Here is a 23,535-nt window from a genome sequence, read left to right on the forward strand (position 1 = left end):
GTTACTCGACCTCATCTGACGGCTCGTTGTGTGGAGGGGAAGGTTCGGCGGCCGATCGCTTCTCGCCGTTGAACGCCTCCCACATCAGGCCCGGCTCACGGGATGAGCCGGAGGTGCCCCCTGGGGCGGCCGGAGCGACGGGGGGCGTGGGAGACGCCAGTACGACCGGCTTCGGGACGGGGGACTCCCGTCGCCGCTGCGGAAGCCCGTTGGCGGTCTTCCTGGCCTCGCCGGAATCCCTGACGGTCTCGCGCGCCGGCGCCCGCCGGGGGAGGATCATGCCGCCCGTACGGTTCCGCACCGGCTCCGGGGCCTTCACGACGGGCTGGGGCACGGTGGTGATCAGACGCCGGGGAACCAGGACGACGGCCCGGACGCCTCCGTAGGCGGAGGTGCGCAGGTGGACCTCGCAGCCGTGCTCGCGGGCCAGCCGGCTGACGACGGGCAGGCCGAGCTGCGTCACCTCGCCGAGGCCGGCCAGGTTGATGCCCGACTGCGCCTGTGCCATGACGCGTTCGACGTGCTGCCGGACCTCTTCCGTGAGTCCGACCCCGCGGTCCTCGATCTCGATCGCGATGCCGGAGGGCACCTCGCTCGCGGTCACCTCCACCGGGGTGTGCGGCGGCGAGAACGTCGTGGCGTTGTCGAGCAGTTCGGCGAGCAGGTGGATCAGCGGCTCGGCTCCCGGGCCGACCACGGCCACCTCGGCCACCGCCTGCAGCTTGACGCGGGGGTAGTCCACGATGCGTGACATGGCGCCCCGCAGGACGTCGTAGAGCGGGATCGCCTTGGACCACTGACGCCCGGGCCTGGCGTCGCCCAGGACCGCGATGCTGGCCGCCAGGCGGCCGATCAGCGCGTTGCGGTGGTCGATGTCCTGCAGGCCGCGGGAGACGACGACATCCGTGCCGTGGATGATCTGCATGGAGTGGAGGTCCTTGGCGAGCTGGTGCACGATCGCCTGAACCCGGCGCGCGACCGCCACAAGGGCCCGCTGGGAGGCGTCCCGTGTGTACTCCTCGGCCTCCACGGCTTCCAGGAGCGTCTGCAGAGCGCCTTTCAGCGCTTCGGTGAACTCGCCGTCGAGGTGTTCGCCGAAGTCGACGGCCTGCAGGACCTCCGAGGCCGGATCGCCCTTCTGCAGGCGGGCGACGGCCGCGGGGAGGAGCTGCTCCGCCATCCACACGGTGGTGGCGCGCTGATCGGCCAGCCGCCCGATCAGCGCGGCCACCCGCTCCGCGTGGGCCTCGTCCGCCTCGGCCCTCGCCCGCGCGTGGCGGGCCGCCTCCGCCGCGAGCAGCCGGTGCGACGTCCCGGCCGAGGTGATGACCGTCAGGACGACCGCGACAAGGCCGCACCAGGCAACCGGTGTCCGTATCTGAGCAGGGGAGACGACCCACGCTATGACGGAGGCCGCGGCGAGAACTCCGGGAGGGAGGAGCCATACCCGGGCAACTCTTTCGGTTGACCGGGGTCTGGAAATCACACCTGCACGAACCATCAGGGGGTCCCTATACGGTCTGAGATGAGCGGACTGAGGCAAATGCGGTGCGCTGAAAGGAACAACGGGCTACCGTCGGACATGTGTGCGTGTTCCGACGAGGCCCCTACGGGTCGCTTCGACAAAGCGCCGATGGCCGCTTTCCCTGCGCGGCCACATTCCGCACGCACGACAGCGTCCATGACTCGCTGTGAGCGCAGCGCAACACATCGGGGAGCATAGTCAGTTCGGGTTCGTCGTGTGACATTGCCGAAAGGACAGCCTCCACCGGTCACCTTCCACCCATAAAGCAGCCAATCACCGAGCCTAAGAAGCAATGAACTGATCAGATTCAGTCGCCGGCTCGCCGTGAGCCCGGCGGACACCGCCCTTCGCAGTCAGGTGCGGGGCTGGAGGAAGGGCAGGGCGCGCGGGTGTACGGCGCCGGTGTCGCGGCGCAACAGGTCGGCGTACGTCTCCCGGCGGACCGCCTCCCGCGCCCGGCCGTCACGGCAGAAGACGACCGGGAGTCTGCGCGCACCGTTGTAGTTGTTGGCCAGCGAGTAGCAGTAGGCGCCTGTCGCGGGGACGGCGACGACATCGCCGGCGCGCGGGGATCGCAGGGGGACGTCGCGGATGAGGGTGTCGCCCGACTCGCAGTGCCGGCCGACCAGGTCGCAGCCCTCTCCCCCGCCGACCCTGTTCACCACGGTGGCCTCGAACCGCTGGCCGTACAACATCGGTTCGAGGTTGTCGGCCATGCCCCCGTCCACCGCGACCAGCGGGCGTTCGCCCGGCTTGACCGTGACCACGCGGTACAGGGTCAGGGCCGTCGGTGCCACCAGTGACCGGCCCGGTTCCACGATCAGCCGGGCGTCGCGGGGCAGGTGTTCCCGCGCGGCGTCGGTGAGGGTCCTGACGTACTCGTCGATGGTCGGGGGCCGGTCGCCATAGGTGTAGCGCACGCCCAGGCCGCCGCCGAGGTCGTACACGCTGTGGCTGCCGAGCCCGGGGAGTGCGGCGAGGGCCTCGACGGCGCGCCGGAACGGGTCGGTGTCCATGAGCTGGGATCCGACGTGCACGTGCAGTCCGTCCAGGCGCAGCCGGGGACTACGGCGGACGCGGTCGGCGGCCTCTCTCGCCTGGCTGCCCGTCAGACCGAACTTGGAGCCCCGGTGTCCGGTCATCATCGCGGCGTGCGTGTCGGCGTCGACCTCGGGGACGACACGCAGGAGCACGGCCTGCCGTCCTGTTGTGACCAGGTTCTCCAGGCGTTCCAGGTCGTGGAGGTTGTCGATCACGACGGTGCCCACCCCGGCGGCGACCGCCATGGCGAGCTCTCCGTCGGTCTTGGCGTTTCCGTGCATGACGATGTGTGCGGGGTCGGCTCCGGCGGCGAGCGCCGTGACGAGTTCGCCTCCTCCCGCGATGTCGACGCCCAGGCCTTCCTCCACCAGGGTGCGGACCACCTCGGTGCAGGGGAAGGACTTGGACGCGAAGACGGCTTGGCTGTTCGGCCAATACCGGTCCAGGGCCTCGCGGTAGGCGCGGGCCCGGCCGCGCAGGGCCGCTTCGTCCACCACGAGCGCCGGTGTGCCGAACCGGTCGGCGAGTTCCGTGAGGCTGCACCCGCCGACCACGAGCTGGTCGTGTTCGTCCAGGTGAGAGCCGTCGGGGAAGAGTTCGACGAGGGGGTGGGCAGGGGTGGCCGCAGGTCGGTCGATCAGCATGGAACGCGCTTCCGTTCGGTTCGGCGGGTGTTCTCCTGTGGCTATCCTGGCGGGGCTCCACCGGAAGTACCGCTGCCGATCGGCCGACGAAACGAGACCAGCATTGTCCGATCTCACAACCTCCTCGGACGGTGCCGCCACCCTGGGCGGCATGCTGGACGGCGCCGGGCCCGCGGGCATCCGGCTGCTCACGGCCCCCGCCGGTCTGGGTGCTCCCGTGCGGGGGACGGTCATCTACGACGCCGGGGACCGGATCGCCGAGTCGCCCGGCGGGCTTCTGCTCCTGGTCGGAGTCGATCCGTCGGATCCCCGCGCGCCGGCGCTGCCGGGCCAGGCGGCGGGCCGCGGCTGCACCGCCCTCGTCGTCAAACGCCGGGGGCAGGACATGGCGCCGCTCGTCGGCGAGGCCGAGCGGCACGGTGTGGCGGTGCTGGCCGCCGAGGACGATCTGCCCTGGCGGAACATCGACGCCGTGCTGAGCTGCGCGATCACCGGCGCCGGCGCGTCGGCCGTGCTCGGGGCCGTGCCCGTTGCCGGCGAGTTGTACGCGCTCACCGACCATCTCGCGTCGGTGGTGGGCGGCGCGGCCGTGGTGGAGGACCTGGCCCGGCGTGTCATCGCGTACTCGAGCGTCCCGGGAGCCCGCATCGACGCGCCTCGCGAACGCGGCATCCTCCTGCGCCGGATCGAGGACCTTCCGGGGCGACCCGATCAGCCGCGGCAGTACCAGCGGGTGCTCGCCTCGCAGACGGTCGTCCGGTTCCCGGCCATCGAGGAGGAACTGCCGCGTGCCGCCGTCGCGGTGCGGGCGGGAACGCTCCCGCTGGGCACCCTGTGGGTGATCGAACCGGAGGGCGGCATCTCCCCCGAGGGCATGACGGCGCTCGCGGAGACCGCGCGGCTCGTCGCCCCCCACCTGCTGCGGCTGCTGAACCTGCCGGAGGCCGAACGGCGGCTGCGCCGCGAGACCTTCCTGGCGTTGCTGGACTCGGGTTCGGCGCCGGAGGAGGCCTGCGCGCTCCTCGGAATACGCACCGGAGTGCCCTTCCGGTTGCTGGCGTTCGCCGCGCCCGGGACGGCGACGGCCACGGAGACGTTTCCGGTCCTGAGCGCGGCTCTGGCCACCGTCCTGGAGCACGCGGAGTCGGAGCTGACCAGGCATGCGGCCGCGCACCGGCCGGACGTCACCGTCGCGGCGACGGGCGGGGTGGTCTTCGTCCTGGTGCCGTACTCGGCGGAGGCAGGGGACGGCAGCCGGTTCGCCGACACCGCGCTCGCCGCCGTACGGCGGGCGGTCTCCCCCGGGATGCGGGCCGCGCTGAGCCGCTCGTGCCGGAACGCGGGCGCCTCGGCCTCCCTGCGCCGGGAGGCCGAGGCGATTCTGCGGGCCACGGCGGACGCTCCGGTCCCGGCGGGCGTGACGGCGGTCGCCGACGTCCGCCACCGGATCCTGCTCGACCGGATCGGGGACGAGCTGGAACGGGACCCGTGGCTCCGGCTGTCCGGCGTCGACGAGCTGGTCGCCCACGACGCCGGACAGGGCACCGGTTACGGGGCCTCGGTCATGGCCTGGCTGGACGAACTGGGCGACATCGCCACGGCCGCGGGCCGGCTGCGGGTGCACCCGAACACGCTTCGGCACCGCCTGCGGCGTGCGCGGGAGCTGTTCGGCCTCGACCTCGACGATCCCGATGTCCGGCTGGCCGTCTGGCTGGAGCTCAGGAGATCGGCCCGGCCGGGGCATCGGACGCCGTGACCTCGGACGCCGGGGGTACGGGCTCCGCGTCCGTTCGCTCCAGCTGGGAGTGGCGCCGGCCGAACCCGAGGTAGAGCCCGGCAGCCAGCAGCAGCCACGCGCCGAACAGACCCCAGGTCAGCCCGGGCAACAGCCATGCCAGGTACAGGCAGGACACGGCGGTCAGGACCGGGACGAGCGGATGCAGCGGCAGCCGGAAGGGGCGCGGCGCGTCCGGATTCGTACGCCGCAGGACGACGACGGCCGCGGCGACGGCGACGAACGCCATCAGGGTTCCGAGACTGGTCAGATCGGCCAGCTGCTGGAGCGGCACGAAGGCGGCGAGCAGTCCCACGCCCGCTCCGACGATCCACGTGTTACGGGCGGGGGTGTGCCGCTTGCGGTCGACACGGGAGAAGACCCCGGGAACGAGCCCGTCGCGGGCCATCGAGAAGAGGATGCGGGTCTGCCCGTAGAGCGTCACCAGCACCACGCTGAAGATCGACACCACCGCTCCCGCGGAGAGCACCAGCGCGGGCCATCCGGCGCCCGTGACATCCCGGAGGATCGCGGCGAGCACGGCCTCTCCGGCGTCCGCCTGTTCGCCGAACCGCGCCGAGTCCTGCGCGCCGACACCGGCCAGCGCGACCGCCGCGTACAGGACGGTGACCGCAACCAGCGTGAGCAGGATCGCCAGCGGGACGGTACGGCGGGGGTCGCGGACCTCTTCTCCGGCGGTGGAGACCGTGTCGAAGCCGATGAACGAGAAGAAGACCCCGGACGCGGCGAGCGTCACCCCGGCCACGCCGTGCGGGGCGAAGTCGGCGAACCGGTCGCCGTCGAAGGCCGTCAGGGCGACGGCGACGAAGAGGACCAGGACCCCGATCTTGACGCAGACCATCACCGCGTTGGCGATGGCCGACTCCCGCGTGCCGCGGACCAGCAGCAGCGAGCAGAGCAGCACCACGGCCAGCGCCGGCAGGTTGACCGCGCCGCCGGCGCCGGGCGGCTGGCTGATCACATCGGGGAGCGTGAACCCGAACAGTGCGTCGGTGACCTCGTTGAGGTACTGGCCCCAGCTCACGGCGACGGTGGCGACGGCCACTCCGTACTCCAGGATCAGGCACCAGGCGACCAGATACGCGGCCCCCTCCCCCAGCGAGGCGTACGCGTAGGAGTAGGTACTGCCCGAGACCGGCACCGCGCCCGCGAGCTCGGCGTAGCACAGGGCCCCCAGGCCGGCGACGACAGCCGCGAGCGCGAACGCGAGCACGACGGCGGGCCCCGCCTTGGGCACGTTCGACGCGAGGACGAAGAAGATGCCGGTTCCCACGACCGAACTGATGCCGAGCAGGGTCAGCTGCCCGAGCCCCATGGTGCGCTTGAGCCCGTCCTGCGCGCTCCCTCCGTCGGCCTCGCGCACCAGCTGGTCGAGTGGTTTGCGGCGCATGACCGCTCTCGTGAACGTCGGCATCGTCCGTGCTCCTCAGGGATCCGTCCGCCCGGGGCACCCGGGCGCTGCTGGGATCCTGTAGGGCGACGACGACCGGGCCAACGGACCGGCCGCCTGTGCTCGACGGACGACGTTGTCCGATCGGCCATAGACACGGCAGCGCCGGTGATCGGCCGCCATCGGCGACGCGCCCCGGCCGACGTGGCCGGCCGGGGCGTGGGCTGTCAGCCGTTCTCGCCGACTGCTCGTCCGGTGCTCAGCGGACGGCGAGGGCGACGATCTGGGTGACCGCGTCCTCGGCGAAGTTGTCGTCGCTGACCAGGATCAGCGTCCGTTCGCCGGACGGAAGGCGCGGTCCCCATGTCATGCCTTCGGTGTTGTCGACCGTGGAGAGGCCCAGGGTGTCGAAGTCGGCGACGAGCTTCTTGCGCATCGGTACGACGGCCTGTCCGGCCAGGGATTCCCTCGCCTGCACATCGGTGGCCCCACGCGTGGTCGCGTCGTAGAGGCGAACCTTGTACCCCGCGCCGGCGACCCAGGTGCGTTCCAGGACGAGGTAGCGGTCGGGGTTGTCGGGGAAGGCGAGGAGGGACGGGACGCCGGTGTCCGGGCCCCAGGGACTGGTCGGGTCGGACTCGGCGAAGATCTTCTCGATCGGGTACGCGTACTGCCCGAGCACCCGGCCGTCGCGGGTCTGCTTCGTGACCCGCACGAGCGCGCCGCGCTGCAGGTCGGGCACCGGCCCGTCCTGGAGCAGCGGACCCTCGATCGCGCTGGTCACCACCCTGCCGTGGGGCCCGAAGGTGATCGCCTCGATCGCCTGGTTCCGGCGCGGCCCGCGCTCTTCCGTGGTGACCTCGTAGTTCGGCGGCAGGGGAAGGCGGCCGAGGTGGGCGCCGGTGGGCGCGGCGAACTGGATGGACGGCTGGATCACCGGTGCGCCGGCCGCCGTGGGCCGGTCGCCCTCCTGCGCCCACCAGTAGGTGCAGGTGCGCGGGTCGACCCGGATCTCCTCCGGATCGACGGCCTTGCCGTCCGCGAGGGCCGGTGACGGGTAGACCGAGCCGTCCGGCTGGAGGAAGGGGCGGGTACCGGTGAATTCGACGGAGTGCACGCCGTCGGCGTCCACGTCCAGCGTGGCGGTGTAGAAGCGGGCGGGCTGGAGGTTCGAGCGGTCGTCACTGATGAACACGTACTCGCCGGTGCACCGGTTGCGGTCGATGCCGGAGAGCCCGCCGACCGTGGTGTCCAGGAAGTCGAGCTTGTGCGGAACGATCTTCTCGCCGAGCAGGCGAGCGCGCGCAGCGTGCTCCGACTTCCTTTCGGCGTCCGAAGGTTGGGCCGCCAGGGCGACCGCGGGAGACAGCGAAGCGGTCAGCAGCAGGGCCGCCGCGAACACACGGCGCGTCAGGGAAGATCTCATGCCGATGATCTTGGCCCGACCCGCCTGCGCGCCGCAGTCACCCAACCGGGTATTGCTGCGGAGTCTTCGGCGACTCCACGATCACCGAGCGTTCAGCGGCGCCCGTCAGGCCGTCGGGCCGGCGGCGTTCTCCGTCGTGCCCGTCATGCCCGCCCTGCGCAGGGCCGAGCGCCAGGCCAGGGCCACCGCCGCCTCGGCAAGGCCGAGCAGGACGAGCCACAGGCCGAGCAGCCGGGTCAGGACCTGGGCGGACTCCGTGGGCAGGGCGAGCACCACGATGCCCGCGGCGATGCCGAGGGCCGCGACGCCCATGACGACCCCGCGGTGCGGCATGAACTTGCTGGCGACGGCCGTGTAGAGGGTGAGAATGCCGGACACCAGCCAGACACCGCCGACGATCAGGGAGAGTGCGGCGATCGTCTGCAGCGGGTTGCGCAGGCACAGCACCCCGCCCAGGACGAACAGCACGGAGATGAGCAGCCCCGGGAGTCGCTCGCCCTGTTCCTTCTGGGCGAACACGCTGACGAACCGGAAGCCGCCGATGACCAGCAGGTACAGCCCGATGAGCACGGCCAGGACGTGCAGGGTCACGTCCGGCCAGACCAGCGCGATGACGCCCGGCACGAGCGTGACGATCGCCGCGCCCAGGATCCAGGTCCACGAACGGCCGAGGCGCGCCAGCTGGTCGGCGGGGTCGGCCGGGGCCGCCCCGGCGGCAGTGGGTCCGGGTCCCGTGGGCTGTGTCGGGCCTTGGGGAGTGGTCATGGCTCCTCCTCGTCAGCACGTGACCGAGCGGTGCGTCCCGCGGGCCGCGGTGTCTCTGCTACCAGCATGCGCCCGGGGTGCTCCGTCGGCCTCACGTGCTGCCGGTGAAGCCCGTCGTCACGGACGTCGACCGTCAGACGGGGCCCTGTCCGCCACCGAACCACCCGCCCGTCCGGTAGTACACGGCGATCTCCTCCCGGTACTGCGGGTCCGCGAGATGCTTGTCGGTGTGGAACTCGGGCGCCCCCCTGACCTGGTCCTTGGTCAGGCCGAGGTGCACCGTGTGGTTCTCCAGGTCGAAGCGGGCCACCGTGTTCGCGGGGAGCAACACCTCCTTGCCGAAGATCCACACGCCGGTGTCGACGACGACATACGCGTCACCGACCTCGTGGGAGTGCTTGTCCACCTTCCCGATGTGCCCATCGGTGGCCTCGACGCTCCAGCCGGTCAGGTCCGTGCCCACCAGATGGCTGAACGCCTGCCCGTAGCTCCACACGTTCTCCGCCATGCCCATCACCACTCCGCTCCGAGACGTCCGGTCGAAACACACGCCTGCCCCCCGACCGCGGACCCACACCCGCGGGGCATACGGGGTCGTACACCGCGCGAGCGGCATCGGAGGGACAGACCGACGCGGTGGGGCCGGGGACGGTCCGGGGGCGCATGAGCCGCCCTGGGCAGGTAATACGGCGTCAATGACGAACCCACATGAGGCGGGAGAACGTTCCACCGACACCCGGCGGCATCGTCTCGGACGGCTCGTGACCGGCCGCGGCGGGGCGGACGTCCGGTTCGGCCTGCGGTTGGTGACGGGCGCGGCTCTCACCGCCTTGGCGTCCGTCCCGTTCTCCCTCGCACTGGTGCTGATGGAGTCGCGCTGGGCCCCGCTGCTCCATCTCGACCAGGAGGTGGCCGAGCGGCTGCACCGTTCCGCGCTCGGCAGTCCGGCCCGGGTGCGGGTGCTCGAGTTCCTCACGCACGTCGCGTGGGGGCCGCTGACCATGCGCCTTCTGGTGGCCGTCGTGGTGGTGTGGCTCCTCCGGCGGAGGGCCTTCCGGCTCGCCGCCTGGGCGGCCGTCACCGCGACGGCAGGCGGGCTGACGGGACTGCTGGTCAAACACGTGGTCGAGCGTGCCCGGCCGCACCTGCCGGATCCTGTCGCCCAGGCGTCCGGCTTCTCCTTCCCCTCCGGGCACGCCATGACGGCCACCACCTCCTGCGCCGTACTGCTGCTGGTCCTGCTCCCCCTGGTCCCGCGGGCCTGGCGGCCGGTGCCGTGGGTCCTGGCGGTCGTCGCGGTGCTCGGTGTGGGCTACACGCGGGTCGCGCTGGGGGTGCACTGGGTGAGCGACGTGGTCGGGGGCTGGTTCCTGGGACTGGCGGTGGTGACCGCGACCGTGCTCGCCTTCGAGGCGTGGCGCGGGGACATCGGCCGCTCCCGCACGACGCCCGCCGAGGGGCTGGAACCCGAGGTCGCGACGGACACCCCGGAGCCGGCCGACCGCCCCGGCTCCCGATGAGACGGGTGGCGTCGTGGGCGGGCGGTTGCGTCCTCGCTCTCAGGGAAGGCGAGACGAGCGTGGACGACAGCCGAGGAGGGACGGACGATGGCACAGGAGCCGTCATTGAGAGCGGTCGGGTGGGCCCGTTCCCTGCCGATCAGCAGAGGTGTGAAGACCGCGAGGGACTGGACGCACGACCATCTGGCGGCCGTCGGCTGGACGCGTACGGCGCCGGATCTGGTGGACTCGGTCGTGCTGGCCGTGTCCGAACTGGTCACCAACGCCCATGTGCACGCCCGCAGCGACGCTCAGCTCATCCTGACGTGGGACGAGAAGTGCCTGCACGTGACGGTGCACGACTCCTCCCCCGAGTTGCCGCACCAGCGTGAGGCGAGCGACGCGGCCCTCGGGGGAAGGGGCATGTTCCTGATCGACGCCCTCGCCGACGAGTGGCAGGCCCGTCCCTGTCCTCACGGCAAGGACGTCACCGCCTGCTTCCAGCCGCCCCCGTCCACCGGCCGGACGTAGGCGTGGCAGCGCCGCGCTCACTCACCCGGGTTCAGGGGGTGGCGGTGCCGCTTGTCACGGGCTTCCAGCCACCGCCGTTCACCGCGTACACCGTCAGCGCGCGGTTGACCGTGTCGCCGTGCTGGTCGAAGGCGACGCGGCCGGTGACGCCGTCGAAGGCGAGCCCGGCGACGGCCCGCGGGAGCTTCGCCCGGGCATGGTCGGGGAGGGTGCCGCCGTTGGCCGTCACGACGTCCTTCACCGCCTCGATGAGGGCCCAGGTCGCGTCGTAGGCGTACGGGCCGTACCAGCCGGCCGGCTCCGGGTAGGCCGCCTTCTCGTACCGGGTGAGGAAGTCCCGACCCGCCCGCGACTCCTCGGCGGGCAGACCGATGTTGGTCGCCAGGTCGCCCTCGGCCTGCGGATTCGACGTCAGGTACTGCGTGTCGAAGATGCCGTCGCCGCCCATCAGGGGAACGTCCACCCCGGCCTGCTGGAGCTGCTGGGAGAGCGGCGCCGCGGTGTCGTAGTAGCCGCCGAAGTAGACGGCGTCGGCGCCCGAGGACCGCACCCTGACGGAGAGGCCCCCGAAGGCGCGTTCCGCGGGATCGACCTGTTCGGTGCCGACGACGGTCCCGCCGAGCCGGGTGAACTCGGCCGTGAGGCCGGAGGTGAGGGCCGTGCCGTGGGCGCTCGCGTCGTCGATCACGTACAGCTTGGTCTTCTTCGCCTCATGCAGGTACCGGGCGGCGAAGGGCCCTTGGTCGACGTCCGTGGCGATGGTGCGGAAGTACGTGGAGTGGGGGCGGGCCCTGGTGCCGGCCGCCCAGTCGGGGCCCAGGGTCAGGGCGGGGTCGGTGTTGCCCGGCGACACGTTGACCACGTCCGCCCGGGCGAGCGGTGGCACCAGGGTCCGGGCGACCGCGGAGTTGAGGGGGCCGACCACCCCCAGCAGCTTCTCGTCGGACACGAACCGGGCGCCGTTGAGCGCGCCTTCGGCGGGGTCGGCTCCGTCGTCCAAGGCCTTGATCTCGAACTTCACACCGGGGACGTGCCCGGACTCGTTCGCGGTTCTCACCGCCAGGTCGGCGGAGTTCTTGATGCCGGCACCCATCGGGGACAGCCCGCCGCTCAGTGGTGCGTCCACCCCGATCACCACCGTGACGGAGGGTCCCGCGCCGCTGCCGGCCGCCCCACCGCGGGGCTCGTCGTCGTCCCGGCCGAGAGTCCAGGTCAGGACGGAGCCGGTGGCCAGCACGGCCAGCGCCGTGCCGAGAACCGCGGAGCGCCGGGTGAGGCCACGTCGCTGGGCGGACGCGACGCGCTCACCGTGCTGCTGCCCGCCGGTCGCGCCGAGCGTGACCGCGTCCTCCGGCGGGGGTACGGGCGCAGGCGGGGCCGTCGGCCGGTCCGGCACGTTGCCTCGCGCGGTCCCGGCGGCGGCCTCGGAGTCGAGGACCGTGGGGGTGGGGATCGAGGGCGTCGGCGACGGTGCCTGCTGCGGCATCGTCGGAGCCGAGGCGTGCTCCGCGGCCGCGTCCGACGGCTCATCGGGTGCCGGTGCCGGTGTGGGTGTGGGGGTCGGTTCGGGAGCGGGGGCCGGTGCGGGAGTGTCGTGACCGGGCTCAGAGGTCCGCAGTACCGACGCGAGCATCTCGGCCGCCTCCGCCGCGCTCAGCCGCTCCGCCGGGTCCTTGGTCAGGAGCGCGTCGAGCACCGGGGTGAGCGGGCCGGCGTGGACCGGTGGCCGGTGCGGACTGGTGAACACGGCTACGGCGAGGGCGTGGAGCCCTTCGGCGTCGAACGGCGGGCGACCCTCGACGGCGTGGTAGAGCGTGGCGCCGAGCGCCCAGAGATCGTTGGCCGGGGTCGGACGCTTGCCCTCCAGCTGCTCCGGCGGCATGTAGTGCGGCGTTCCGATGACGATCCCGCTGTGACTCAGCCTGGTCGTGGCGTCCGCGAGGTGAGCGATGCCGAAGTCGGTCAGAACGACGCGGTCCTTGGCCAGCAGCACGTTGTCCGGCTTGATGTCGCGGTGGACGATCCTCGCCTCGTGCGCCTCGGAGAGCGCGTCGAGCATGACGGCGCCGATCTCGGCCACCCGCCGTACCGGGAGACGGCCCCGCTCGCCGATGGCGGCGGCCAGGGACTGCCCTCGGACCAACTCCATGATGATGACGGGGGCGCCGTTGTGCTCCACCACGTCATGGATGGTGATGACACCGGGGTGGCTGAGAGTGACCGCCGCGCGGGCCTCGCTCGTGAAACGGCGGAGCAGCGCGGCGCGGGAACCGTCGTCCATGCCCGGCGGGAAGAGGATCTCCTTGACGGCGACCTCTCGCCCGAAGAGCTGCTGGTCCAGGCCACGCCAGACCCGGCCCATACCGCCCTGGCCGATGCGCTCGACCAATTGGTACCGGCCGGCGATGAGTTCGGGATTCTGCTCGGTCACGCGCACACTCTAGGTCCTGCCGAGACGGCCAGGTGGCGGAAAGGCGTGCTTGATCACGCTCATGTGCCGGGACGCGAAGCGTCCCGTATCGACCACGGCCATCGGCCACGGCCGTGGTGTCAGTCCGCTGACGTATTCTTCCGGCCACCGCACACCGACTCGGAGGACCGAGAGAATTGACTGGCCTGTCCGCTTTCCCGCTGCCCTTTCACGCTTCGCGCTCCATGGCGTTCGCGAAACCCCGAACGCTGCGGGAACTTCAGATGATGGAGTGCAGCGCGCACATTCGGGCGAAGGCGGGGTGGTTCGAGAAGATGAACGACGCCGACATCGTCGCCCGGTGGACGCAGGAGGCCGTGGCCCAGGGCCTCACCGAAGCGCAGGTTCGCTACGTGCTCGACGAACTCGTGCATTACGCCGCGCTGCGGGACGGACGTACCGGCGTCGAGGTGTCCGCCGTCGACGGGGTGTGGCAGTCGGACACGCTGGTGGACGAGAAGCTCAGGACCCGGCTGCGCGAGGCGGTGGAGGTGCTGGAACAGGTCCCCGAAGAGGAACGGGACTGGCACCCCGGGTCCGACGGCCAGGTACTGGATCTGGTGCATCCTTCGCTGTTCTGCCTGGTACGAGAGGCGAGTGGCGCGCCCGAGCGGGCTTGGCACAACCCGACGGACCGGTACTCGAAGCACGAGTTCTCGGAGAAGTTCCAGTGGCTGCCGACCGACGTCGAGGTCGGCGACGACGGCGAGGTCGCCTTCCGTTCGTACGTCAACAACGTCCACCCCGAGCATCACCGCGAACTGGGCTCGGTCCTGCCGGACTTGTTCGCGCGCATGCGCCCGCTGCTGGAGAACGTGCTCACCGATCTGCGCCACCCGCGTCCCCTGCGGATCGAGGCCGATCCCTACGGGTGGTACGACTCGCAGCCGGAGTATCCGAGCAGGTCCGCCTACAGTGACGACGCGACGTTCACAGAGGCCCGTTACGCATGGCAGGAGGCCCACGACGAGTGGTGGGAGAACCGCCGCCCGGTCGTCCCTGACGCCCCGGACTTCACCCCGCCCGAGATGCCCGACGCAGCCGGCCGAGTCGACCTGCGCGGCCGCGGCCTGCAGGTCATCGTCAAGCTCGCCACCATTCATCTCACCCCGGAGAAGCCCGAGTACGCCGGTGGTTCCTGGCACGTCGAGGGGATGCTGAACGAGCGGATCGTCTCGACCGGCATCTACTACTGGGACAGCGAGAACATCACCGAAAGCCGGCTGAGTTTCCGGGCGGCGCTCGACGACCCGGAGTACGAGCAGAGCGACGACGACGGGATGCGTGAGGTGTACGGCCTGGAGAACGAGGACGCACTGAACCAGGTACTGGGATCGGCATCGACCCCGGCGGGTCGCTGCCTGGCGTTCCCGAACGTCCTGCAGCACCGCGTCGGCTCGTTCCGCCTCGCGGATCCCGCCCGCCCGGGGCATCGCAAGATTCTCGCGTTCTTCCTCGTCGACCCGTCGGAAAGGATCGTCTCGACCTCCGATGTGGCGCCGCAGCAGCCCTGGTCCGGAACCTCGACCATGACGCTCGAAGAGGCGAAGGCCTACCGCGAACAGCTCATGCAGGAACGCAAGTTCTTCGTCGACGAGCACAACGAGCAACTGTACGAGCGGGAATTCTCCCTCTGCGAGCACTGAACCCGGATCACGACAGGCATCCCTCCCACGAGAAGGAGAGGGATGCCTGGGTGTGCGCAGCGGTGCTGCTTGCTTCGCCCCGCGGTGTCTACGGCTGCGCGATCGGGGTGAACAGGGCGTTGATGGTCCGGTTGGCGTTCATGGTGAGCTGGTAGCTCGGGTTGTTGCCGTCCTGCTCGATGCCGTCGACCCCCCAGGCGTCGAACTGGAAGCCGGGGTTGGGGACGGCGGTCACGGTGACCTGCGTACCGGGGGTGTAGGGACCGAACTGGCTGACCCGGACCTCACCGGCACCCTGCGGGTCGTGCGTCACGGTGAGGGAGACCCGGTTGGTGACCGTGGAGGCGCGGTAGGCGGCCACGGCGTCGACGTTCAGGCGCGCGGCCTCGGCGTTGTTGTTGTTGGCGTTGCCCAGGGCCTGGTTGTTCCAGGTCCGCTCGGTGTTGGAGTACGCGTTGACCACCGTGCACGCCTGGGGGCAGGACTGGGAGTAGGCCATGAGCGTGCGGTGCTGCCCGTTGGGCGTGACCCAGCCGTAGTTGAACGTGCCCGCGGGGGTGGTTCCGTTCTGCCGCGCGATCGTCGCGCGGTCGTGCTTCAGGCTGAAGTTGTGGCCGATCTCGTGCGCGAGGTTCTCCCAGGCCGTCACCGATCCGAGGCTGGTGACCGAGAACGCGGCGGTGTCGGTCGTCGCGGACGCCGCAGGATCGGGCAGGCTCGCCGCCCCGGAGCTGTCCTCGAACGGGACGGCGGCGATCAGCGCCACGAGGTCGGCCCCGAAGGTCTGGCGCTGCGCGGCCGCCGTGGCACCGAGAACCGGGTTCGCGGGGTTGCTGATCATGGACAGCAGCGTGTTCACGTTCTCGCGGGGGACGTTGGTGGCCGCGGTCTGGTACGTGTTCACGACGTGCACACTGGCCGGCACGTTGCTGAAGGCGAGCGCCCTGTTGAGCTGGTTCACGCCGTAGGTGATGCTCGACAGGACCGCCTGGACACTGCCGACGGTGGCGACGGTGGCCGGGGTGTATCCGACGACGATGTCGATGGCGGCCGGGTCGTTGAGCGTGGCCGCGCGCAGACCCGGCTTGGGCGGGTGCTGCGGGTGGTGCGGGTGGTGCGGGTGGTTCGGCTTCTTCCCGGGGACGGTGACCGTGTCGACGCCCTGCCCGCTGGGCGGCAGCGCGAGGGAGTCGATCTGCTTCAGCTCGTACCAGCCGGGGCGCTTGCCCAGCGGCTGGTACTCGAACTGGCGGAAGTTCTCCCTGATGACGCCGGAGAGGGTGACCGGTCCCTTCCTGCAGGCCCCGATGACGGAGACGGAGATGGAGCGCTCCGGGTTCTTCGGGTCATGGCCGCTCCAGAAGACCGTGCCGTTCGCCTGCCGCTGCGTGAAGTCGGCCACGGCGGTGAAGCCCTTCTCATGGCCGAACAGCGGGAAGGTGCGCTGCTCGGGTGCGCCCTCCTTCGGCTTGCCGCACAGCGAACTGAACGCCTTGGCGTCCGCGCGCTGCTCGGCGGCGCGCACCACCCAGGGCTCGTGCTCACCCCCGCCCCCGCCGGACGCGGCGGAGGCGGGTGCGGTCAGGGCGAGTGGCAGGGTGGCGGCGAAGGCGGTCGCCGCCGCGCAGGCGGCGACCAGGAAACGTCGAGACATGGGGGCGTGAGCCTCTCAGTGGGGGGTTTCCGCCATCCATTCCGTGGCAGGTGGCACTCCACTCCCGCCCGTCCGTCCCGCACGGCCGACCGGGTCGAGGTTCACCCGATTACACGGGCCGGACGAGCAGCCTGCGTCCGGTTCGGGAACGCTGGGCACCGGTGGTGCACCGTGCCGGGAGGATCCCCTCGTACGGAAGCGAGCGGCCCCCGCCTCATGGCGGGAGCTGCTCTCCTTGTCGCACCGCACGTGAGTCCGCTCGCCTGTCCCGACACCAGGTCGGCAGCCTTCGTGAAATCGCCGCCGGCCAGCGGGACTTCGGGCCCGTCGGACGGTCTCAGGCGAGGCGGAGGCGCGCCGTGACTCGTTTGCCCGAGGGGAGCGGCTCCACGCTCACGCTCTCGCAGACGGCGACCAGGATCTCGACCCCGTGCTGGCCGATGCGGCCGGGGTCGTGGCCCCGGGGGACGGGGGAGGCCTCCGCGCGGTCGAACACCGAGATCTCCAGGGTGTCCTCGAAGAGTTCGAGCAGGAGCCGGCAGGGGCCCGGGGCGTGGCGTACCGCGTTGGTCACCATCTCGCTGACCACCAGCCGTGCCAGATCGACACACCGGCGGGGCACCGGGACGTGCTCCGTCGCCGTCGGGCCAGCGAGGAAGTCGGCGGTGAAGTCGCGGGCGGAGCCGATCATGCCGTCCTCGGCCTCCGCGCCCTCGTAGTCGACACTCCCGGACCGCACGGGCCTCCGGGTCGCACGTTCCGCGGCGATCGCGTCCGTCATCCGCCTGTCCTCCCCCTCACACGGCTGCGTACCGTGCTTCACTCTCGTAACTCGCCCTTCCCTGCTGTGCGCTTTCCATTCGTCCATGGGCCGAGAATGCAGAGAATACGGACAGGGCAGCCCTCTCGGGGAGGGGTGTCAGGATGTCCGAGCGCCCTCGCCGTGCCAGTCCAGGCAGACCACGAGGACGTCGTCCGGCGTGGTGCCGAGTGCTTCGCGCAGCGCCCGCACGACGGCCTGGGGCGCGTCACGGCCGGGGATGTGCCGGGTACGGTCGATCACCCGGCCCACCGAGCGGTCCAGGGCCTCGTCGTTTCCGTCGGGTGCGGCCTCGCTCCGGTCCCACGCGAGGAAGACGAGCCGGTCACCGGGGAGGACGCGCAGGCGCTGGGGGGTGTAGACGGTGTCCTCGAACATCCCCAGGGGCAGCTGGCGGTCCAGGTCGATCCGCTCGGTCACGTTTCCACGCAGCCGCCACACGGTCGGCGAGCCCGCGTCGACCACCCGCACCTCGCCGGTGGCCCGCGCGAAGCTCAGCAGGAGGGCGGAGAGGGAGGTCTCCCCCCGGTGCTGCCCGTACAGCGCCTGGTCGGTGAGGCTCGCCTGGCCGACCAGGTCGAGTCCCGCACGGCGGGCGTTGCGGATCGCGTTCAGGGCGAGGCTGCTCACCAGAGCGGACTGCGTGCCGGGACCGGTGCCGTTGGCCACGACCAGCGTCAGCTCCTCCTCCGTCACGCACCAGTCCAGGACGTGCCCGCCCGAGGTGTAGGAGGGCTCCCAGTAGGCGTTGAGGTCGAACTCGGCAGCCGTACATGTCCGTCCGGGGAGAACTCCCCACTGCATCTCCGCGAGGACGCTCAGGGGGCGCGCCCTGCGGGTTCGGCGGTACAGATCGGTGTGCCGGTCGGCGACGCGCAGCGCGTGTCCCAGGATCTCGGCGACGTGGACGAGATCCTCGGTGGACCGCGCTGTGACCCGGTCCGTGGGAAGGACGACCACAAGGACGCCACACCGGTCGCCCCGAACCGTCACAGGAAGGAACACGGTCGCCGTGGGTCCGTCACCACCGGAAAGATATGGTTGCTGGGTGGAGAAGGCACGACCCGCGGGCCCTGACCCCACGGTCACGTGCTGCACCCCGGCCGGAGCCTGCACCGGTTCGACGGGGCGCAGTGACGTCAGCCCGTAGTCGACGAGCAGCAGGTCGACGGAGAGTGCCCCGACGTGCTGTGCCAGATCGACCCGGAGGGAGTCCAGAAGGCGGTGTGGCGGCGCTCCGCGCAGCGCGCGTTCCGTTGTCACGCGTCGATCCACCGAATCCGTACCGCCTTCTGGAGAGATGTGGAGATGACTGGCGTGTCGCACGGCCGACGTCCCCGGCCCCGGACGTCTGAGGAGTGTCGGTAGCGATGGACACGAACCCCGCCCCGTCCCGACGGGAACCGGAGGAGACGACGCAGGCCGCCCGCGAGCTCATCGAGCTTCTCGAGGTGCTGTGGGAGCGCGGCCGGGACATGGTGTCGTCGACACCGGTGTCGGCGACTCAGCTCCGCGTGCTCTACAGCCTCGATCGCGAGGAGGGCATCAGCCTGCGCACCCTGGGTGAACTGCTCGGCTCCGCGCCGCCTTCGGTGAGCCGCATGTGCGATCGCCTGGAGGCACTGGGATTCGTGCAGCGACTGCCCAGTCCGGTCAGCCGCCGGCAGCTCGAACTGCACCTGACCGCGCACGGGAAGGCGTACCTGCGGGACCTTCGGGTCCAGCGCGAGGAAGCCCTGCTGGCCGTCATCTCCGCCATGTCCCCGACGAGCCGCAAGGCGTTGCTGCGCGGGCTGACCGGGTTCCAGGACGCGCTGGGCGAGGCTTCCGCCCCGCCCGCGTCCCGCCCTGGTGCACCGCTGAAGAACGTCCGTACCGCCTGACGTCTGCGCGCCGTGCGCTCCGGCCGGCCGCGTGCCCCATGTCCCACTGGTCACCCTCTGGTACGACGTGTCTATCCCGGGCACGAGCCAGGTGTTGCCTCAAGGATACAGTTGCCACACGGCAACTATGAACACAGGGTCACGCCCGGACGGGACACCGGGGCACGGGCATGGGGCACGGGGACGCGCGCACGGGGACGCGGGCGCTGCCGGGCGTGCCGGAGCGGCCGGTCAGGAGCCGGCGGTCTTCGACGGTACGGAGTCCTGTCCTCCCTCTCGTCCGTTCCAGTCGAGGCAGACGACGAGAGCGTCGTCCTCCAGCGGGGTGCCGCCGTGGTACGCGGCGAGCTCCCGCAGGACCGCCCCCGGGACCTGGGTGGGCGGCAGCAGCCTCGTCGCTGTGAGCGCGCGGGCCAGCGCCCGGTGCCCGTAGCTCTCCCCCTCGGGAGATGCCGCGTCGTACACCCCGTCGCTGCCGAAGAGGAGCCGGTCCCCCGGGCGCACCGTGAAGCGCTGGGGGACGTAGACGGACTCCTCGAACATGCCCAGGGGCAGCTGCGCGTCGAAGGAGATGGGCTCGACGGAGCGGTCCCGAAGGCGCCACAGGCGCGGCGAGCCCGCGTCCAGGGCCTCCACCTCGCCCGTGGCGAGGTCGAAGCGCAGCAGGAGTACGGAGACGAAGGCACTGCCGCGGTACTGCGCGTACACGGCCTGGTCCGCCAGGGCCGCCTGGTCCGCGAGTCCGAGGCCGGCCCGGCGGGCGTTGCGGAGGGCGTTGATGGCGAGGTTCGTCAGCAGCGCGGCCTCGATGCCCTCCCCCATCCCGTTGGTGACCGTCAGGGTCAGATGGTCGCTGGAAGCCGACCAGTCGTAGTTGTCCCCGAAGATCGCGTAGGCGGGTTCCAGATGCGCGCCGAGGGCGAACTCGGGCCGGGCGCACGAGCGGCCCGGCAGGAGCTGCCACTGCATCTCGGCCGCGAGCGTCAGCCGCGCGGCCCGCCGTGCCAGGACGTACAGGTCCGTGTCGCGCTCCGCCACGAGGATCTCGTGGCCCAGCGCCTCGCAGATGTGCCCCAGCTCGGGCAGCAGGAGCGCGAGGTCGCTCGTCGTCGGCAGGACCACGGTGAGGACGCCCATGCGGTCGCCCCTGACCGTGACCGGGAGGTGTGCCTCCACGGAGTCGGCCACGCGGATGACGTACGGCTCCTGGGCACCGAAGGCGCGTCCCTGCGGGCTGTCGTGGATCAGGACCGCCGGTGTCGCGTCGGGCACGCCTCCGACGAGCTGGAGCGAGCGCAGCCCGTAGTCCGCCAGCCGGAGTTCCACCCGCCGTGCGCCGCAGTGCTCCCGCAGGCCCTCCTCCACGACGCTCACCAGCAGGTCGGGGGCGGCCCGGCGCAGCGCCTGCTCGACGGCGGTGATCTCTTCCACGTGCTTCCGTTTCTCCTTCGTGCCCGAGGCGCGGTCCCGTCCGTGGACGGGACCGCGGGCCGTTCTTCTAGGCTCTGTGACCGGCCGCGATCAGGGCCTCGGCCACGTCGGCGTGGAGCGGGGTGGTCATGGTGAGACCGGTGATCTCCAGGATGCGCCGCACAGCGGGCACGGGCGCGGCGAGATGCAGGTCGCCCCCGGCTTCCCGGGCCTCCCTGGCCGCCCTGATCAGGACGTTCAGTCCGGACGAATCCATGAAGCTCAGCGGGGCGAGGTCGAGGACGAGGTGGTGCCGGCCGTGCAGGAACTGGTTGGCCATGTGGTGGTGGAGCAGCGTAGCGGTGTCCAGGTCGAGTTCGCCTCCGACGGTCAGCACCGCGGTGCCGGCGTCGACGGTCTCCACCTCGACGTCCAGGTTCACTTCTCGTTCGGTCATGTTCCCTGCTTTCCACGGGTGGGGGAATGGTCGGTCGTGGCGTGCGGTGGGCATGTGGTCACATCACCCGTACGCCGATCAGGCACGTGTCGTCGTCGGTGTCGGACTTGCTGTGCGTCAGCAGAAGGTCGAGCCGCCGTTCGAGGGTGTCGGCCGGGGCCTGCGCCGTGGTCAGCAGCTGGGTGACGGAGTCGTGCACGGATGTGTCCCGCCGCTCGACGAGACCGTCGGTGTACATCAGCACCGTGTCGTCCGCTTCGAGCTGGATCTCCGCCTCCTCGTACGCGGCGTCGGCGACGGCCCCGAGCAGCATCCCGCCGAGCATGGGCAGGGCGGCGGCCTCCGGGCCCCGTACGAGCACCGGCGGCAGGTGCCCCGCCCTGGCCCAGCGCAGCGTGCGGGTCTCGGGGTCGAAGATGCCGCAGACGGCCGTGGCCGTGACCTGCGCGGTGAGGTGGTGCGCCACGCTGTTCAGCCAGGACAGCAGCTGGGCGGGGCCGGCGCCGGTCACGGCGAGGCCGCGCATGGCGTTGCGCAGGACCACCATGCCGGTCGCGGCGCCTATGCCGTGGCCGGCGATGTCCCCGACGCAGAGCAGGATCTTCTTCGACGGCAGCACGACGGCGTCGTACCAGTCGCCGCCGACCAGGGACTCGGTCTCGGCGGGCCGGTAGCGCACGGCGACGTCGAGGCCGGGGGCGGCGAGGGGAGCCTTGGTCGGCGGCATGATGGCGTGCTGCAGCTGAAGGGTCAGGCGGTTGCGTTCCGCCGCTTCCTGCTCCGTGACGGCGAGCCGGTCACGGGTGGCGGCCAGGGCGACCTCCGTCCAGTGCTGCGCGGAGATGTCCTGGAAGGCGCCCCGGACGGCGAGGAGCCGCTGCTCGTGGTCGAGGGCAGGTTCGGCGATCACCCGGATGTGACGGGTCACTCCGTCCCGGCGCAGCATGCGGAAGGCCGTCGAGCTCGGCCGCCGCTGGTGCAGCACCGCACGCAGGAACCGGCCGATGGCGACGGCGTCGTCGGGGTGGGCGTGCGCGGTGAGGTCGCGCACGGAGACGGGCGCCTCGCCGGCGTCCTGGCCGAAGAGGTCGAAGAGCTGTCCGCTCCAGGTGATCTCCCCGGTGAGGACGTCCTCCTCGAAGCCGCCGATGCGGCCGAGTCGCTGGGCGTTCTGCAGCAGGCTGGCGAGCCGGGCGGACTCGTCCTCGATGCGCCAGACCAGCAGGACGCTGTCACCGTGCCGGCTGATGCTGATGTCGGCGGCGGTCGCGAGCGGCACCTGGTCCACGAGGGCGGTGAGCCGTGTCCGGCGGGCGCGGAACGGCTCGCCGGTGGCGTAGACCCGCTCGATCCGTTCGAAGAGTTCACTCTCGCCGGCCGCCGTGGGGTACGCCTCGAGGAGCAGGGCTCCGTCCACGGCGCCCCGTGACCGGCCGGCGGGATCCTGGAAGTGGGCGTTGGCGTGGCGGACGCGGAAGTCCCTCAGCCGTCCGTCGGCGTCCAGATCCGGGGTCAGGACCAGGACGGGGTCGTAGAGCCCGTCGGCTAGTTCGATCAGTTCGGAGACCGCGTCGGGCTGGGCGGCGCGTGCCCCCACCGGCTGCCCGGGGGACGTCTCGAGCGTGTGGGCGCACAGTTCGGCCAGGGCCTCGATCTGGCGCTCCACGGCCTGGGGCTGGGGCTCCAGCGGCCGGGGCCAGCAGATCTCCAGGACCCCGTGGATGCGGCCGCCGGTGCCGGCCGGTACGGCGACCCGGCCGCCGTCGGGGTGGCGTGTGTGGCCGATCGAGGGGATGCCGGTGGCTCCGAGCGAGGAGTACCAGACCGTTCGACGGCCGGTGAGCGCCTGCCGGGCCGCGGTGGCCACCCCCGGCGGTACATAGCGCCAGCGGGCGGGCTCGTCCGCGCCGAAGCCCGCGTGACCGCGGAGCGTGAGGGAGGAGTCGGCGCCGGTGGTCCAGATGGCGACGGCGCTGGCGCCCAGGGGTACGAGGGCGTGCGCCAGGAGGGACTCGGCGAAGGCCTGGCTGTCCCCCGCGTTGAGCGCGGCGCTCTCGGCCGTACGCAGGCGCACGGCGACCGACGCGCCGGGCTCGGCGCCCGTCCCCGGCTCGGCCGTGGTCCGTCGGACGAAGTCCTCGGCGACCTCGGAGACCCGGTCGCGGGCGGCCTGGTTGACGATGTCCGCGGCCAGCTCGAGCTGCGAGATCCCGGCCTGGTCGGCCAGCGCGGCGAGTTGCTGCGCCGCCCGTGCCAGGCCGCACCCGAGCCGCTCGACGACGACTCCCTTGGCGACCTCGATCAGGGCACGCCCCTCGGCGGCGGCGTGCGCGGCGCGCACCTCCGCGCGGAGTCGTTCCACCGTCGCGGCGAGCCTGCCGACCGCCGTGCGGTCCTCGGCCAGGCGTCGCTCCGCCGCCGGCGGGGCGGACGCCGTGGCGACTGCGGCAGGCTCGGCCGGCGTCGGAGCGCCGTCCCCCTGGGGACCCACGGCGGGGTGTTCGCCGTGGTGGTGGGGAGCACTCAAGACGGTGACTCTCCTCGGGTACGGCGGCGCTGGGCCGCGGGACGAATCAGGG

General features: G+C 71.7%; 18 protein-coding genes. 5 read left to right on the forward strand and 13 right to left on the reverse strand.

What is annotated here, in order from left to right; translation table 11 throughout:
* Position 1: 1 nt before the first annotated feature.
* Complete coding sequence (locus ACFVGW_RS03980; RefSeq protein ID WP_385850660.1) at positions 2-1,486, reverse strand: sensor histidine kinase; 1,485 nt, start codon at positions 1,484-1,486, stop codon at positions 2-4.
* 392 nt (positions 1,487-1,878) lie between these two features.
* Positions 1,879-3,210, reverse strand: coding sequence for a diaminopimelate decarboxylase (lysA, locus tag ACFVGW_RS03985; RefSeq protein ID WP_385850661.1), 1,332 nt, complete (start codon positions 3,208-3,210; stop codon positions 1,879-1,881).
* Positions 3,211-3,313: 103 nt separating this feature from the next.
* Here lysA and ACFVGW_RS03990 point away from each other — a divergent pair, with 103 nt between their 5' ends.
* Entirely contained in the window at positions 3,314-4,966 is a 1,653-nt protein-coding gene (locus tag ACFVGW_RS03990; protein ID WP_385850662.1) for a PucR family transcriptional regulator, read from the forward strand.
* Here the strand turns inward: ACFVGW_RS03990 and ACFVGW_RS03995 are convergent.
* The 4 genes from ACFVGW_RS03995 to ACFVGW_RS04010 form a co-directional block, all read right to left on the reverse strand.
* Positions 4,929-6,419, reverse strand: coding sequence for an APC family permease (locus ACFVGW_RS03995; protein ID WP_385850663.1), 1,491 nt, complete (start codon positions 6,417-6,419; stop codon positions 4,929-4,931). The genes ACFVGW_RS03990 and ACFVGW_RS03995 overlap by 38 nt on opposite strands.
* A 235-nt stretch (positions 6,420-6,654) precedes the next feature.
* Positions 6,655-7,821: an esterase-like activity of phytase family protein gene (locus ACFVGW_RS04000; RefSeq protein WP_385850664.1), complete on the reverse strand. Its 1,167-nt coding sequence runs from the start codon at positions 7,819-7,821 to the stop codon at positions 6,655-6,657.
* A 105-nt stretch (positions 7,822-7,926) separates the two neighbouring features.
* Positions 7,927-8,586, reverse strand: a complete 660-nt coding sequence (locus ACFVGW_RS04005; protein ID WP_385850665.1) for an HdeD family acid-resistance protein — start codon at positions 8,584-8,586, stop codon at positions 7,927-7,929.
* Between the two features lie 133 nt (positions 8,587-8,719).
* Complete coding sequence (locus ACFVGW_RS04010) at positions 8,720-9,094, reverse strand: PRC-barrel domain containing protein (RefSeq protein ID WP_385850666.1); 375 nt, start codon at positions 9,092-9,094, stop codon at positions 8,720-8,722.
* 187 nt (positions 9,095-9,281) lie between these two features.
* Here ACFVGW_RS04010 and ACFVGW_RS04015 point away from each other — a divergent pair, with 187 nt between their 5' ends.
* Both ACFVGW_RS04015 and ACFVGW_RS04020 read left to right on the forward strand, forming a co-directional pair.
* Entirely contained in the window at positions 9,282-10,106 is an 825-nt protein-coding gene (locus ACFVGW_RS04015; protein ID WP_385850667.1) for a phosphatase PAP2 family protein, read from the forward strand.
* An 87-nt stretch (positions 10,107-10,193) separates the two neighbouring features.
* Positions 10,194-10,616 (forward strand): ATP-binding protein, encoded by a 423-nt coding sequence (locus ACFVGW_RS04020; RefSeq protein WP_383220864.1) that lies wholly within the window; start codon positions 10,194-10,196, stop codon positions 10,614-10,616.
* 31 nt (positions 10,617-10,647) lie between these two features.
* On the opposite strand, the gene ACFVGW_RS04025 is transcribed toward ACFVGW_RS04020, so the two are convergent.
* Positions 10,648-13,047, reverse strand: coding sequence for a bifunctional serine/threonine-protein kinase/ABC transporter substrate-binding protein (locus tag ACFVGW_RS04025; RefSeq protein WP_385850668.1), 2,400 nt, complete (start codon positions 13,045-13,047; stop codon positions 10,648-10,650).
* Between the two features lie 176 nt (positions 13,048-13,223).
* Here ACFVGW_RS04025 and ACFVGW_RS04030 point away from each other — a divergent pair, with 176 nt between their 5' ends.
* Positions 13,224-14,732 (forward strand): DUF4246 domain-containing protein, encoded by a 1,509-nt coding sequence (locus tag ACFVGW_RS04030; protein WP_385850669.1) that lies wholly within the window; start codon positions 13,224-13,226, stop codon positions 14,730-14,732.
* Positions 14,733-14,820: 88 nt separating this feature from the next.
* Here ACFVGW_RS04030 and ACFVGW_RS04035 read toward each other — a convergent pair whose 3' ends face one another.
* From ACFVGW_RS04035 to ACFVGW_RS04045, 3 genes are all read right to left on the reverse strand, one after another.
* Complete coding sequence (locus ACFVGW_RS04035; RefSeq protein WP_385850670.1) at positions 14,821-16,386, reverse strand: M12 family metallo-peptidase; 1,566 nt, start codon at positions 16,384-16,386, stop codon at positions 14,821-14,823.
* 337 nt (positions 16,387-16,723) lie between these two features.
* Complete coding sequence (locus ACFVGW_RS04040; RefSeq protein ID WP_385850671.1) at positions 16,724-17,167, reverse strand: ATP-binding protein; 444 nt, start codon at positions 17,165-17,167, stop codon at positions 16,724-16,726.
* 138 nt (positions 17,168-17,305) lie between these two features.
* Positions 17,306-18,469 (reverse strand): PP2C family protein-serine/threonine phosphatase, encoded by a 1,164-nt coding sequence (locus ACFVGW_RS04045; RefSeq protein ID WP_385850672.1) that lies wholly within the window; start codon positions 18,467-18,469, stop codon positions 17,306-17,308.
* Between the two features lie 107 nt (positions 18,470-18,576).
* Between ACFVGW_RS04045 and ACFVGW_RS04050 the strand changes: the two genes are divergently transcribed.
* Entirely contained in the window at positions 18,577-19,089 is a 513-nt protein-coding gene (locus ACFVGW_RS04050; RefSeq protein WP_352192660.1) for a MarR family transcriptional regulator, read from the forward strand.
* Between the two features lie 231 nt (positions 19,090-19,320).
* On the opposite strand, the gene ACFVGW_RS04055 is transcribed toward ACFVGW_RS04050, so the two are convergent.
* From ACFVGW_RS04055 to ACFVGW_RS04065, 3 genes are all read right to left on the reverse strand, one after another.
* Complete coding sequence (locus tag ACFVGW_RS04055; protein WP_385850673.1) at positions 19,321-20,520, reverse strand: PP2C family protein-serine/threonine phosphatase; 1,200 nt, start codon at positions 20,518-20,520, stop codon at positions 19,321-19,323.
* A 67-nt stretch (positions 20,521-20,587) separates the two neighbouring features.
* Complete coding sequence (locus tag ACFVGW_RS04060; RefSeq protein ID WP_385850674.1) at positions 20,588-20,956, reverse strand: STAS domain-containing protein; 369 nt, start codon at positions 20,954-20,956, stop codon at positions 20,588-20,590.
* 58 nt (positions 20,957-21,014) lie between these two features.
* Complete coding sequence (locus tag ACFVGW_RS04065) at positions 21,015-23,483, reverse strand: GAF domain-containing SpoIIE family protein phosphatase (RefSeq protein WP_385850675.1); 2,469 nt, start codon at positions 23,481-23,483, stop codon at positions 21,015-21,017.
* Between the last annotated feature and the right edge of the window lie 52 nt (positions 23,484-23,535).

Source organism: Streptomyces sp. NPDC127129, from assembly GCF_042671585.1.
Classification (GTDB): Bacteria; Actinomycetota; Actinomycetes; order Streptomycetales; family Streptomycetaceae; genus Streptomyces.

What these genes read in the sequence shown, in the direction of transcription:
- lysA (WP_385850661.1), bottom strand. Translation starts at nt 3,210, where the DNA reads ATGCTGATCGACCGACCTGCGGCCACCCCTGCCCACCCCCTCGTCGAA.
- ACFVGW_RS03995 (WP_385850663.1), bottom strand. Translation starts at nt 6,419, where the DNA reads ATGCCGACGTTCACGAGAGCGGTCATGCGCCGCAAACCACTCGACCAG.
- ACFVGW_RS04000 (WP_385850664.1), bottom strand. Translation starts at nt 7,821, where the DNA reads ATGAGATCTTCCCTGACGCGCCGTGTGTTCGCGGCGGCCCTGCTGCTG.
- ACFVGW_RS04005 (WP_385850665.1), bottom strand. Translation starts at nt 8,586, where the DNA reads ATGACCACTCCCCAAGGCCCGACACAGCCCACGGGACCCGGACCCACT.
- ACFVGW_RS04010 (WP_385850666.1), bottom strand. Translation starts at nt 9,094, where the DNA reads ATGGCGGAGAACGTGTGGAGCTACGGGCAGGCGTTCAGCCATCTGGTG.
- ACFVGW_RS04015 (WP_385850667.1), top strand. Translation starts at nt 9,282, where the DNA reads ATGACGAACCCACATGAGGCGGGAGAACGTTCCACCGACACCCGGCGG.
- ACFVGW_RS04020 (WP_383220864.1), top strand. Translation starts at nt 10,194, where the DNA reads ATGGCACAGGAGCCGTCATTGAGAGCGGTCGGGTGGGCCCGTTCCCTG.
- ACFVGW_RS04035 (WP_385850670.1), bottom strand. Translation starts at nt 16,386, where the DNA reads ATGTCTCGACGTTTCCTGGTCGCCGCCTGCGCGGCGGCGACCGCCTTC.
- ACFVGW_RS04040 (WP_385850671.1), bottom strand. Translation starts at nt 17,167, where the DNA reads ATGACGGACGCGATCGCCGCGGAACGTGCGACCCGGAGGCCCGTGCGG.
- ACFVGW_RS04050 (WP_352192660.1), top strand. Translation starts at nt 18,577, where the DNA reads ATGGACACGAACCCCGCCCCGTCCCGACGGGAACCGGAGGAGACGACG.
- ACFVGW_RS04060 (WP_385850674.1), bottom strand. Translation starts at nt 20,956, where the DNA reads ATGACCGAACGAGAAGTGAACCTGGACGTCGAGGTGGAGACCGTCGAC.